This window comes from Pseudoalteromonas sp. PS5 (assembly GCF_004103255.1).
Classification (GTDB): domain Bacteria; phylum Pseudomonadota; class Gammaproteobacteria; order Enterobacterales; family Alteromonadaceae; genus Pseudoalteromonas; species Pseudoalteromonas peptidolytica.
In genome coordinates this window covers 1-12,486 of record NZ_RCSQ01000173.1, presented here as the reverse complement: position 1 = coordinate 12,486, position 12,486 = coordinate 1, and the positions used below count along the sequence as shown (strand labels likewise).

Genomic DNA, 12,486 nt, shown 5'->3' with positions numbered 1-12,486 from the left:
AATTAAGAAAATTGGTATAATTGACGCACGACTTACTGAATAGAATTGCTATAACAATAAAAAAACCCATGCAGTGCATGGGTTTTTTTATTTCTTTTTAATCGCTTATGCAAATAATGCGTTTGCTTTCTCAACGATGTTTTCGACAGTAAAGCCAAACAGTTTAAACAGCTCACCTGCTGGTGCTGACTCACCAAAGGTAGTCATACCAACGATTGCCCCATTCAACCCTACATACTTGTACCAGAAGTCTTCAATACCTGCTTCAATTGCAACACGGCGTGTTACTGAACTTGGTAGAACGCTTTCTTTATACTCTGCAGATTGTGCATCGAAAATATCCGTTGAAGGCATAGACACAACGCGTACTTTTTTGCCATCTGCACGCAGTTTATCAGCAGATTCAACCGCAAGCTGTACTTCTGAACCCGTTGCAATCAGGATGATTTCCGGTTCACCATCACAAGACAGTACATAACCACCCTGCTTAATAGCTGCTACTTGCTCAGCAGTACGAGGTTGCTGCTCTAGCCCTTGACGGGTAAACACTAGGGCAGAAGGACCATCGGCACGCTCTATTGCTTGCTGCCAAGCAACTGCAGACTCAACTTGGTCACATGGACGCCAGCTTGCAAGATTTGGGGTGGTACGTAAGTTTGCCATTTGCTCAACAGGCTGGTGCGTTGGACCATCTTCACCAAGACCAATTGAGTCATGAGTGTAGACAAAAATACTTCTTTGCTTCATTAATGCAGCCATACGTACCGCGTTACGTGCGTATTCCATAAACATTAAGAATGTTGCACCATAAGGGATAAAGCCTTTGTGTAGCGCAATACCATTCATAATGGCAGACATACCAAATTCACGTACACCATAGAAGATATAGTTACCCGCTGCGTCTTCGGCTGTTAAACCTTTTGACTGATCCCAAAGCGTTAAGTTAGAACCCGCTAAGTCAGCAGAGCCGCCCATAAACTCAGGAAGAATTGGGCCATAAGCGTTTAAGGCATTTTGTGATGCTTTACGCGTTGCAGGATTTGCCGGATTCGCTTGTAGTTCAGCGATATACGCTTCTGTTTTTTCTGACCAATCTGCTGGCAAATCACCTTTCATACGGCGTTCAAATTCAGCGGCAAGCTCTGGGTAGTGCATTTGATACTCAGTAAACTTGATTAGCCATTCGCTTTGTTGGTTCTGACCACGCGCTGTTGCATCCCATTTCGCGTAGATATCTTCAGGAATGTCGAATGCACCGTGCTCCCAACCAAGGAACTCACGAGCAGCTTTGATTTCATCGTCACCAAGCGGTGCACCGTGGCAATCGTGGCTGCCAGATTTATTTGGTGAGCCATAGCCAATAACGGTTTTACAACAAATAAGCGTTGGTTTGTCAGATTCAGCTTGAGCCGCTTCAATTGCGGCTTTAATCGCGTCGCTATCATGGCCATCAACGTCTGCAATGACATGCCAGCCGTACGATTCAAAACGCTTCGGTGTGTCGTCGCTAAACCAACCTTCGACTTCACCATCGATTGAAATACCGTTGTCATCCCAAAACGCAATGAGTTTGCCAAGTCCAAGTGTACCTGCCAACGAACATGCTTCGTGTGAAATCCCTTCCATCAAACAACCATCACCTAAGAAGGTGTAGGTATAATGGTTTACGATGTCATAATCTTCGCGGTTAAACTGCGCAGCTAAGGCTTTTTCAGCAATCGCCATACCTACCGCATTAGTGATACCCTGACCAAGTGGGCCAGTAGTCGTCTCTATTCCTGGTGCATAGCCATACTCTGGGTGACCTGGCGTTTTGGAATGTAACTGACGAAAGTTTTTAATGTCATCGATTGATAGATCATAACCCGATAAATGTAGCAATGAATAAATAAGCATTGAGCCGTGACCGTTTGATAATACAAAACGATCTCTATCTGCCCATTCAGGGTTACTTGGGTTGTGTTTTAGAAAGTCGCGCCAAAGTACTTCTGCGATGTCCGCCATGCCCATAGGGGCTCCTGGGTGGCCAGACTTGGCCTTTTGTACAGCGTCCATGGAAAGAACGCGAATTGCATTAGCAAGTTCTTTGCGAGATGGCATGAATTCTCCTACCTTTAAATGTGTTTCGCGGGGGTTGAACCCATTCTTACTTATTTATATGGCCTACTGCAACGGCAAAGACCATAAAAAAACAGGTACAGACTGACTTTTTCTGGCCATTAAAAAAGATTGAACAATTTTGGACGTCTAGGCGTAAAATAACTAGTCAATGGGTAGGTTTTTTGGTTAGAATACGCCCCTTAATTTTTCGCGCTGTTCCTGATGTTTGTGAAGCGCAATATTTGTGAGCATAAATACAATGGCTAAACATTTATTTACTTCTGAATCTGTTTCTGAGGGTCATCCGGATAAAATCGCCGATCAGATCTCTGATGCGGTTCTAGATGCCATCCTTGAGCAAGATCCAAAAGCACGTGTTGCGTGTGAAACTTACGTTAAAACCGGTATGGTTATGGTTGGTGGTGAAATCACGACTAGCGCTTGGGTTGATATCGAGGAATTAACTCGTAAAACTGTGCGTGAAATTGGTTATACCCACTCTGACATGGGTTTTGATGCGGATTCATGTGCAATCCTAAATACCATTGGTAAGCAATCACCAGACATCAACCAAGGTGTTGATCGTACTCGCCCTGAAGAGCAAGGTGCTGGTGACCAAGGTCTAATGTTTGGTTACGCGTGTAACGAGACTGACGTACTTATGCCTGCGCCAATTACGTACTCACACCGTTTAGTGCAACGCCAAGCACAAGTTCGTAAAGACGGTACATTACCTTGGCTACGCCCTGACGCTAAGTCTCAGGTAACATTTGCATACGAAAATGGTAAAGCGGTTGGTATCGACGCTGTGGTTTTATCTACTCAACATTGTGACTCAGTATCGCAAGACGACCTAGTAGAAGCAGTGATGGAAACTATTATCAAGCCGACTTTACCAGCTGAGCTTATCACTGAAGCGACTAAGTTCTTCATCAACCCAACTGGCCGTTTCGTTATCGGTGGTCCTATGGGTGACTGTGGTCTAACTGGTCGTAAAATCATCGTAGATACTTACGGCGGCATGGCTCGTCACGGTGGTGGTGCATTCTCTGGTAAAGATCCATCAAAAGTTGACCGCTCTGCAGCGTACGCGGCACGTTATGTTGCGAAGAACATTGTTGCAGCAGGCCTTGCAGACAAGTGTGAGATCCAAGTGTCTTACGCAATCGGTGTGGCAGAGCCTACATCTATCAGCGTTGAAACATTCGGTACAGCTAAGCTTGAGGAATCTCGTCTAATCGAGCTTATCCGTGAACACTTCGACCTACGTCCTTATGGTCTGATCACAATGCTTGACCTAGAACGTCCAATTTATCAACCTACTGCTGCTTACGGCCACTTTGGTCGTGAAGAGTTCCCATGGGAAGCAACAGATAAGGCTGACGCACTACGTGCAGCAGCAGGTCTATAAGCCCTGCTATTCAGAGAAAAGGCGCTATATGCGCCTTTTTTGTTGTCCAGACAAAGTATGTTCACCCGATAAATACCTCATCAACATCATCTTTTAAGTTTTGATATTCGTCTTCATGAATATTAAGTTCAATCATGACTTTGTCTTTAAACAAGTGCCAATCTGCTGAACTTCTAAAGTGCTTTGCCTCAAAACATAGGTTTTCAGCGAGCTTTAAAGCAGCAAATGTTTGTGCATGCTGGGCATTTTTTTCTGATTCTTCAAGGTAACTGACATCATGATGACGTAAAATCATTTGGCATATTTCTCTGGGTAAGTGCCATGAGGTTGCTAAAAAATACCCAACCACTGTATGTGGTACTGGATATTTCTGCTGCTCATAATCAATCAGTGTTCGTTCTGGCCGTTCTATTGATAGCTTTATCACCTCAGCGTAGTCAGGATATTTTACCGCCATTGCAGGGATCCCAGCATCATGGAATAGCCCCAGTAATTGTAAATTCTCTAAAGGTAATGAAGACTTTAAGTAGTGACCGACGACAAGTGCAGCCTTTGATATATCAGCTGCATTGTCCCAAAATTGCTGCAACGAAATGCAGCACTTTGATTGCTCAAATGCGTTTTTAAGCAAATACCCTGTTACCAACTGCGTAATACAAGTTACTCCCAAAAACATCACCGCTTGTCGTATATCTGTAATAGTACGAGCAAGGCCATAGGCAGGTGAATTTATCACTTTTAATACCGCAGCAGACGCACCGACATCTGCAGCAATTATGTTTGCAACAGCAAATAATTCAGGTTCAGATTTTGATAATTCATTTTGAAGTGCTTGCAGGATTTCAGGTTTAGCAGGTAGGTTAAATCCACCACGTAAATCATTTAGCACTTTGTCGTCTATATCGATCATTGGGCTACCTCAGCTTAGATATTCCAAAGTTTAGTTCATCAAGAAATATTTGCAGTATCTCTGTACAAATCACTAGGCTTTGGCGCAAACTAGACAGCTGCTAAACTATGATATGACGAAAATAATGATACAAGGTTACAATTGATGTCGAAAAACAGCCTAACGCCGTTTTTACTGGCTTTGAAAAGCGCAGATATCACCAAAATACAAGCGATGTATTGTCAGTCCACTACTGAGGGAAAAGTAGAAGTACTCAAATTTCTATTTCAAAGCGCACAAAATAATGATGCCTTGTACGGCCATTACCAAGATATCGCAACGCTTTGTCTCCAAGTTGGCGAATTTCCAACGCCGCTACTAGGTGCAATCAATTCGTTGGAAAAGTTCTCTTTTTTCTCGTCTCCTCTTATCCTATCGTCGCAAATTATGTGCAGCAACCAACAGGGAAATACCATTTTGCATGTATTCTTATCAACCGTTGCGGCATCGGAAAATGGCCTTAACTATCTAAAAACACTGTTACTGTTCGAAAGTCGAGAAATCTTACAAAACGCCCTTAGTCATAGAAATGACAAGCAGTTGACCCCGCTAGAGTGTTATTTAGCTTTTAATGCCAATATTGATGCACTCGCAATCCAAGAGCTAAGTGCGCTATTGGGGTTAATTGAAGTGGAACGCAGACAAACCGACATTCAAGCTAGTAATGCCAAGGTCATTGAGTCACACTTACGACAGCAAAATCGATTAAGTGACTATAAGCAGTTTCTCTTGGCGACATACTATAAATCAAACCATTAACAGATTAGTCTGAAATATACTCCGCTGCAGTCATACGGTGATAAGTGACGTTGCTGTATAATAGATGAATGGGGTTAGGATCAACCACTTCAATTGGAATGTTGTTTTGTCTAGCAATATCTAATGCCATTTGCGTAATATTCACACTAAACGAAGTACCCATAAATATTATCCGTTCTGCGCTATACATTCTGCGTTGCGCTTCGCTGATCTGATAAAGGTCAGTGTAATATTCGTCAAATAACAACACATAAGGCTTTAGTGAGTGACCTTTTTGCGGGCCATTCTTAGGGATCTTAAACACCGCTAACAATGACTCAGCTAACTGACTTTCATCAACGTCATCCCAAGGTGCAGAATAACGCTCAACCGACTCACCTTGAGTATGAAACAACGTTACTTGATCTACTCGACCATGCACAGCGATATACTGTTTGTTTCCAGCCTTACCATCAAGACCATCAATGTTTTGCGTGATAACATTTTTATCACTCAGCCACTGATGTACAGGGTTTGGTCCATGGTTGCGATAGCTAACAAAACGATGGTAATACCACTTTAGAAATTCTCCGGGATTGGATTTATACATCGCGCGAGTAGCCATTTCTTGAGGTGTATAGTTAGCAGAACCTATTGTCCAAAAGCCATCTTCACCTCGAAATGTTGGAATACCGCTTTGCGCGCTGACCCCTGCTCCGGTGATATATAACGTTTTCATTGGTTTACCATCTGTAAAAATCGACTCAACCTAAACACGAGTTATCACAAACTTGATTAGATTAAAACAAAGTATGCAACCAGCGCAACGATTGCAATCGTCGCTGCAACATACAATGGTAACTTATTGCTAGGCTTCGCTGCTGTTATCGTGTCAACTTGACTATCATGTTGATTTTTTGGTGTGTCAGCAGATTCAGAAACATCCGAAGCTGGCTCACTTGTTTCCGTTGTTTTTGGTTGTGATTCTGGCTCAACGGTTCCATCGAAAGCGCTACAAGGGATTTGCCACTGATACCCTTTACGCGAAAAAGTCTTGATCGCATCATCACCAAACAGCGCTCTTAAATGGCCTATATTTTGAAAAACAACCTGATCAGTCACCTTTCTGTCTGGCCATACTTTTTCTAGTATGTCTTCTTTGCTGTGAATGGTTTGTGGAGCAGATAAAAATAGCTCTAAAATCTGAGCGGGTTTTTGTTTTAGGTTTAGCTTTCGATCATCTTTATAAAGCTTAAGTTCTTTGCTATCAAACAAAAAATCCTTAAAAGCGAATTTCATTTCCCTAGTCCCAACTTGGTCTTAATAACTGTAATAATTATTGTTTTATTTGTGTGTGCTACAACATAGCATTGCATTTATAGCTAAACAGACAACTAAAATATATAGCAATGTTACATCGGTTTACAAACTATTGATAAAATCGAGGGTTAGTATAGAGTGATCATTCAGAAAATCACTACCAAATCCTTAGAATAAATCGAATAGACTATAAACCTAACTGCATATAAGCTTACCACTCAATAACTTGTGAGCTTAGTTATGCTGGTTGCTTTCGCTTTTTCTATCGTGTTAATTAAGACTTCATTACTGGGGCTAAGTGGCTTAACGATAGCGCTTGCAGCTTGCTTTTTGTTACTTATTAAGCGCAATATTATTGAGCTGCGCTCAGCGGTTAAGACCAAGTTTTGTCAACTCTATCAAATCGCGCTCATCACCCAGCTACTCGGGTACCTTATCTTGCTCGCCAAATTACTACTTATTGATGGTTGGCACGACCTTCCTTTATTTATAGCCAGCCATATCGTGATCCATCACGTGTGGAGTGCATTTATAGCAGCAACATTAACAGTTATGACGATAGTGAATTATCTCCAGTTAAAAGCCCAACAAAATGCCATTTAGCCAACTAAGACTGTCGCTATTTGTAAAATAAAGGCCATAAAAACAGACGTCTTCTTACATTTTATGACAGCCCTACAACAGACCTTGACAACCGCCCTGCTTATACTGTCCTCAAGTTAACTATAACGGACATTGATTATGAAATTTAACGCGCTCTTATCTGTTGCATTGCTAGCAACAAGCTTATCTTCGTTTGCTGAACAAAGTAATGAAACTCATCGCATTGGTTTGGATATTTCTGGTGGCTCAGCTTCTTATAAAAGTTCCAATCAAGACGGTGACGGTGTTGGTCAAGCCTATTTATATTATAACTATCACTTCACCCCAATTTTCGCTTTAGAGGTAGGATACAACAGTGGAGAAGATCTTGATGACTGGAAATGTAAGGATGAAAACGACCGCAAATTCATCTGCACCCAAAACAATAAAACCTTGTTCGGTTTAGGTGCAAACAACCTCGACTTTGACAACTTTGTCGTTGCCGCGAAAGGCTATTATCAAGTCTCGGACAATAGCTACTTCTACGGTAAATTAGGTGCCAACTATTATGACTACGAGATCACTCAAGGTAATACCAAATTGGTCAGCGATGATGGGATAGGATTTGTTGCAGAAGCGGGCTGGCAATATGACTGGGACAATGGCATGGCAGTTAACCTTGGCTACAAATACCTTGATATGGGTGATTTAGATACCTCTAACTTAGCGTTAGGTATAAGCTATCGATTCTAAAGTAACTCCCCGACCAATAAAAAAGCATGTGACTCTCACATGCTTTTTATGCTCTGTAGCAGCAACCCCTCACTACGCTTTAATCAAACGTTTTTGTAGAATTTGCACCTGATCTCGTGCTTGAGCCGCTTTTTCGAATTCAAGCTCTTTGGCAAACTTCATCATCTGGGCTTCTAGCCTATCGATTTCTTTTGCTATTTCTTTTGCATCCATGGCTGGCATGCCAGGCTTGAACTTAACGTCAATATCTACAACCTGATCGTCTGCAACCTCTTCGCCTAAATCCATCACATCAGTGATCTTTTTGTTCAACGCCGTCGGTATGATGCCATTCGCTTCATTATACGCTTGTTGCTTCTCTCTGCGCCTTTGAGTTTCATCAATGGCCTGACGCATTGAATTGGTGATTCTGTCTCCATATAAGATGGCTTTGCCATGAAGATGACGTGCTGCGCGGCCTATGGTTTGGATCAATGAACGTGTTGAACGCAAAAACCCTTCTTTATCCGCATCCAAAATTGCGACTAAGGAAACCTCAGGCATATCCAAGCCTTCTCGTAGCAAGTTTATACCTACCAACACATCAAACACGCCTTTGCGCAGATCTCGAATGATCTCCATTCGCTCCACCGTATCGATATCTGAATGTAAATAACGTACCTTAACATCATGATCGTTCAAATAATCGGTGAGATCTTCAGCCATTCTTTTGGTCAATGTTGTGACCAGTACTCGCTCATTAACACCTACACGCTGATAGATTTCTGACAAAAGATCATCGACTTGGGTTGCAACTGGTCGCACTTCCACTTCAGGGTCCAGCAAACCAGTAGGACGGATCACTTGTTCCGCAACATCCCCTCTGGATTTGTCCAGTTCATAATCTCCAGGCGTTGCTGACACATATATCGTTTGTGGTGAAATCGCCTCGAATTCTTCAAACTTTAATGGTCTATTATCTAGTGCTGATGGTAATCGAAAGCCATATTCGACTAAGTTTTCCTTTCTACTTCTGTCGCCTTTATACATAGCCCCAACTTGCGAGACGGTAACATGAGATTCATCAATTATCATCAACGCATCGTCCGGCAAATAATCTAGAAGTGTCGGTGGTGGTTCACCCGGAGCTCGTCCCGATAAATAACGACTGTAGTTTTCAATACCAGAACAATAGCCAAGCTCGGTCATCATTTCAATATCGTACTGAGTACGCTGAGCAACCCTCTGCTCTTCTACTAAGCGATTTTTATCCAGTAGTTGCGCTCGGCGTTCTTTTAACTCAAGCTTGATCCGTTCAATGGCATCAAGGATCTTTTCTCTCGGTGTCACATAGTGTGTCTTCGGGTAAATGGTTGCTCGGATCAAATGCTTTTCAACAGCACCTGTTAACGGGTCAAATAGGCTGATCCGCTCAATTTCATCATCAAACATTTCCACTCTAACGGCAATGGTTTCTGATTCAGCAGGGAAAATATCAATGACCTCTCCACGAACACGATATGTGCCTCGACTAAAATCCATATCATTTCGTGTGTACTGTAGTTCAGCAAGCCTTCTGAGCATATCACGCTGATCAATCGTCTCCCCGACTTTGAGTAACAACATCATCTTCATATATGAGTCGGGGTCGCCAAGGCCGTAAATAGCTGAAACAGACGCCACTATAATAGTATCTCTGCGCTCAAGTAGTGCCTTCGTTGCCGAAAGTCGCATTTGCTCAATATGTTCATTAATCGAAGCATCTTTCTCAATAAACGTATCACTCGCAACCACATAGGCTTCTGGCTGGTAGTAGTCATAATAAGAGACAAAGTATTCAACGGCATTATGAGGAAAAAACTCTTTCATTTCGCCATATAACTGTGCAGCCAAAGTTTTGTTATGCGCCATTATAATCGTCGGGCGATTGAGATTATTAATCACATTAGCCATGGTAAACGTTTTACCAGTTCCTGTGGCACCTAGCAGAGTTTGATGCGCAAGCCCACTCGCTAGACCATCGCAAAGCTGAGCTATCGCCGTTGGTTGGTCGCCGTTTGGCTTAAACTCAGAAACCAGCTGAAATTTATCTTCCATTACGCCTCCTTTTGAAGCTCACTTTGCACAATCTCATCAATTGCTTTTTTAAACCAGTTATAAGCTATCACTGCCGTAAACAGATTACCTAAAGCAGCCCCTGCAAATAGCCCAGGTAAGCCTGCGAGCTGGGAGCCTAGATAGGCAATAGGTACATAAAACACAAACAATCGAATAATACTAAGCATGAGTGCATTCATTGGTTTGTGCAAAGCATTAAACGATGAGTTGGTTAAAATGATCACCCCTTGTAAGCCATATCCTAATGGCATGATGTAGATGAATAACTGGATAGTTTCAACGACAGCGGGCTCATTGCCAAAAGTATGGCTAATATAGTAGGCGCTCAATACCAATAAGATATACACAAAAAATTGAAAACCGAGTACGAATTTAAGCGTGTGTGTATACGCATCGCGAACACGTTGATAGTGCTTAGCGCCAAAGTTCTGGCTGATAAAAGGGGGTAACGTCATTGATAACGCTAATACTACAAGGCTTGCTATCGACTCGATACGACTGCCCACACCAAAAGCTGCAACCGCTTCAGGCCCATAACTGGCTATCACCGCCGTCATCACCGCCATCGCTAATGGCGTTAACATGTTCGCCCCCGCTGCTGGTAATCCTATTTTTAGAATTTTTTGCGCCACAGCAAAAAAACTCGCGTATTTTGCAGATAAAGAAATCAAGCGCTTTTTAACAATCAGTAAGTATAGAATAATACTAACGCCCAAGCTCCACGACAACACACTTGCAACCGCTGCCCCCTTAACCCCCATCGGCTCAATAGGCCCAAGGCCAAAGATTAATATCGGGTCCAGCACTGCATTTACTAAGCCGCCAAGAGCCATGATGAGGCTCGGTGTCTTGGTATCGCCACTGGCACGTAAAACCGAATTACCAATCATTGGCGTAATTAGCAAAATAGAGCCGATAAACCACACCGACATGTAATCATGAATAAAAGGCATGACGACCGGACTTGCACCTAGCAAGATAAATATTTCGTCAACAAAGGTGAAACCCAACAGTGAAAGCATCGAAACAAAACACGCCGAAATGATGATTGCAACGGCAGCGTCAAACTTAGCCTCCTCGAGCAAGTTGCTACCCAGCGCTTTAGCAATAACAGCGGAAGTGCCTATTCCTAATCCGATGGCCAAACTAATTACGGTAAAAGTGACCGGAAACGTAAAACTAATAGCGGCTAGCGGCTCGGTGCCGAGCATACTAATGAAAAAGGTATCAACAAGATTGAAGGTCATTAAGGTGATCATGCCGAATATCATTGGGATCGTCATGCGCTTTAACGTTGCCCCAATATCACCATGAAGGATATCATTACCATTGAAATTAGACTTAGCTTGAGTCATAACAACCTATTTCTGATATGTTAAGCGGCTCATTGTATGCTATTCAACACGTTGACGCTATGCAGGATACGTCAACATGGCTGTGCAAAATAAAAATAGCGAATATTTGCCATTAAAACCTAAATAAATATTAAGGGAGTGATGTTTCTTGCTAAGAATTACGAATCCACTAGTTTTGACAAAAAAGTTACAATACCAGCGCTAAAGCAGCATGTTTTTTGCACAGCCCTATGGCTTGAAAGTTCATAAAAGCTTCATACTGAACAACAAATAAACAAAAACTTCCAAATAAATATAACCCATTGATATTTAAAACATTAAATATTTTTCAAAATTTACTTGCAACCTCTATAGCGCCCTAATTTCATAGTCTTGCAATACTTCTCAAATAATAATAAACAATGTTATCCACAGATTCCGTGGATAAGTCTCGCCAAGCCAATAGAATAAAGGCATCCAGCCTATCCAAAATGCGATCCTACCACTCTCCCAAATGATCGCATTTAGAATCGTAACTGGATCAAATTGGATCTCTATACTAACCTTGACTCAACATTATTGAATATTCAGCAAAAACTTGAAGGGAAACCCATACAAAACATTGTTTTTTATAGGATTAAATGTAACCCTTTGATTTTTAATCTCACTAGGTGGGGATAACAAACTACATATGGTTGCATTCATTACCAGGCCAATACCGCGCCTCACATAGATTATAATGATCACAACTTTGGCTTCCTGACTACAAACCACAGATCGTAAGTAAACATCATAAAATAAGCTGTTAAGCGTATTATTCAAGCAAAACGCTCAAAAAATACATAAAACCCCACTCAACACTGTATATACATACAACACCATTGAGATATGTTAATTTTCTTCACTCATAAATTCTATCGTAAAATTGAAGCCACAGAACAAGAAATGACCTAATAGATATGAAGAGCTAAAATACGGGCGCGTGATAATTTAACAGTTTCACTGCTAATAGCGTTAAACTCATAGCGCAAATTTGTACACTGCAATGTCATAAAGTCACAAAAAGACCTCAAATAGTGCATAAATTCATCGCTTAATAGAGTTTTTTACGTTTCTGTGATTTTAGTAGTTGACACCTTGCAATGTCGTCATTAATATTTCGCCCCGTTGAGAGACACGCTTCCCCCTTAGCTCAGTTGGTT

At 41.9% G+C, this 12,486-nt stretch carries 10 protein-coding genes; 4 read left to right on the top strand and 6 right to left on the bottom strand.

From position 1 onward, the window contains the following. Positions 1-105: 105 nt before the first annotated feature. Positions 106-2,100 carry a transketolase gene (gene tkt, locus D9603_RS18825; protein WP_125251583.1) on the bottom strand — a complete coding sequence of 665 codons (1,995 nt, stop codon included), beginning with the start codon at positions 2,098-2,100 and terminating at the stop codon, positions 106-108. 259 nt (positions 2,101-2,359) lie between these two features. On the opposite strand from tkt, the gene metK reads away from it, so the two are divergent. Next, positions 2,360-3,511, top strand: coding sequence for a methionine adenosyltransferase (gene metK / locus D9603_RS18820; protein WP_125251582.1), 1,152 nt, complete (start codon positions 2,360-2,362; stop codon positions 3,509-3,511). Between the two features lie 61 nt (positions 3,512-3,572). Here the strand turns inward: metK and D9603_RS18815 are convergent, their stop codons facing one another. Then, positions 3,573-4,421 carry an HDOD domain-containing protein gene (locus D9603_RS18815; RefSeq protein ID WP_128732458.1) on the bottom strand — a complete coding sequence of 283 codons (849 nt, stop codon included), beginning with the start codon at positions 4,419-4,421 and terminating at the stop codon, positions 3,573-3,575. 144 nt (positions 4,422-4,565) lie between these two features. Between D9603_RS18815 and D9603_RS18810 the strand changes: the two genes are divergently transcribed. Beyond that, on the top strand, positions 4,566-5,219 hold the full coding sequence (locus tag D9603_RS18810; RefSeq protein ID WP_128732457.1) for a hypothetical protein: 654 nt from the start codon (positions 4,566-4,568) through the stop codon (positions 5,217-5,219). 4 nt (positions 5,220-5,223) lie between these two features. Here the strand turns inward: D9603_RS18810 and D9603_RS18805 are convergent, their stop codons facing one another. Both D9603_RS18805 and D9603_RS18800 read right to left on the bottom strand, forming a co-directional pair. Then, on the bottom strand, positions 5,224-5,937 hold the full coding sequence (locus tag D9603_RS18805; protein WP_128732456.1) for a Sir2 family NAD-dependent protein deacetylase: 714 nt from the start codon (positions 5,935-5,937) through the stop codon (positions 5,224-5,226). A 56-nt stretch (positions 5,938-5,993) separates the two neighbouring features. Continuing rightward, complete coding sequence (locus D9603_RS18800; protein ID WP_128732455.1) at positions 5,994-6,497, bottom strand: winged helix-turn-helix domain-containing protein; 504 nt, start codon at positions 6,495-6,497, stop codon at positions 5,994-5,996. A 261-nt stretch (positions 6,498-6,758) separates the two neighbouring features. Here D9603_RS18800 and D9603_RS18795 point away from each other — a divergent pair, with 261 nt between their 5' ends. Further along, entirely contained in the window at positions 6,759-7,121 is a 363-nt protein-coding gene (locus D9603_RS18795) for a hypothetical protein (RefSeq protein WP_128732454.1), read from the top strand. A 138-nt stretch (positions 7,122-7,259) separates the two neighbouring features. Further along, positions 7,260-7,853 carry a porin family protein gene (locus D9603_RS18790; protein WP_125251576.1) on the top strand — a complete coding sequence of 198 codons (594 nt, stop codon included), beginning with the start codon at positions 7,260-7,262 and terminating at the stop codon, positions 7,851-7,853. A gap of 72 nt (positions 7,854-7,925) precedes the next feature. Here D9603_RS18790 and uvrB read toward each other — a convergent pair whose 3' ends face one another. Next, the gene (uvrB, locus tag D9603_RS18785) at positions 7,926-9,929 is read right to left on the bottom strand and encodes an excinuclease ABC subunit UvrB (protein ID WP_128732453.1); all 2,004 of its coding nucleotides are present in this window, start codon (positions 9,927-9,929) and stop codon (positions 7,926-7,928) included. Continuing rightward, the gene (locus D9603_RS18780) at positions 9,929-11,305 is read right to left on the bottom strand and encodes an MATE family efflux transporter (RefSeq protein ID WP_128732452.1); all 1,377 of its coding nucleotides are present in this window, start codon (positions 11,303-11,305) and stop codon (positions 9,929-9,931) included. Before D9603_RS18780 ends, uvrB begins: the two co-directional genes overlap by 1 nt. Positions 11,306-12,486: the final 1,181 nt, after the last annotated feature.

Excerpts from the sequence above, each read along its gene's own strand:
- tkt (WP_125251583.1), bottom strand. The coding sequence starts at position 2,100 with ATGCCATCTCGCAAAGAACTTGCTAATGCAATTCGCGTTCTTTCCATG.
- metK (WP_125251582.1), top strand. The coding sequence starts at position 2,360 with ATGGCTAAACATTTATTTACTTCTGAATCTGTTTCTGAGGGTCATCCG.
- D9603_RS18815 (WP_128732458.1), bottom strand. The coding sequence starts at position 4,421 with ATGATCGATATAGACGACAAAGTGCTAAATGATTTACGTGGTGGATTT.
- D9603_RS18810 (WP_128732457.1), top strand. The coding sequence starts at position 4,566 with ATGTCGAAAAACAGCCTAACGCCGTTTTTACTGGCTTTGAAAAGCGCA.
- D9603_RS18805 (WP_128732456.1), bottom strand. The coding sequence starts at position 5,937 with ATGAAAACGTTATATATCACCGGAGCAGGGGTCAGCGCGCAAAGCGGT.
- D9603_RS18800 (WP_128732455.1), bottom strand. The coding sequence starts at position 6,497 with ATGAAATTCGCTTTTAAGGATTTTTTGTTTGATAGCAAAGAACTTAAG.
- D9603_RS18795 (WP_128732454.1), top strand. The coding sequence starts at position 6,759 with ATGCTGGTTGCTTTCGCTTTTTCTATCGTGTTAATTAAGACTTCATTA.
- D9603_RS18790 (WP_125251576.1), top strand. The coding sequence starts at position 7,260 with ATGAAATTTAACGCGCTCTTATCTGTTGCATTGCTAGCAACAAGCTTA.
- uvrB (WP_128732453.1), bottom strand. The coding sequence starts at position 9,929 with ATGGAAGATAAATTTCAGCTGGTTTCTGAGTTTAAGCCAAACGGCGAC.
- D9603_RS18780 (WP_128732452.1), bottom strand. The coding sequence starts at position 11,305 with ATGACTCAAGCTAAGTCTAATTTCAATGGTAATGATATCCTTCATGGT.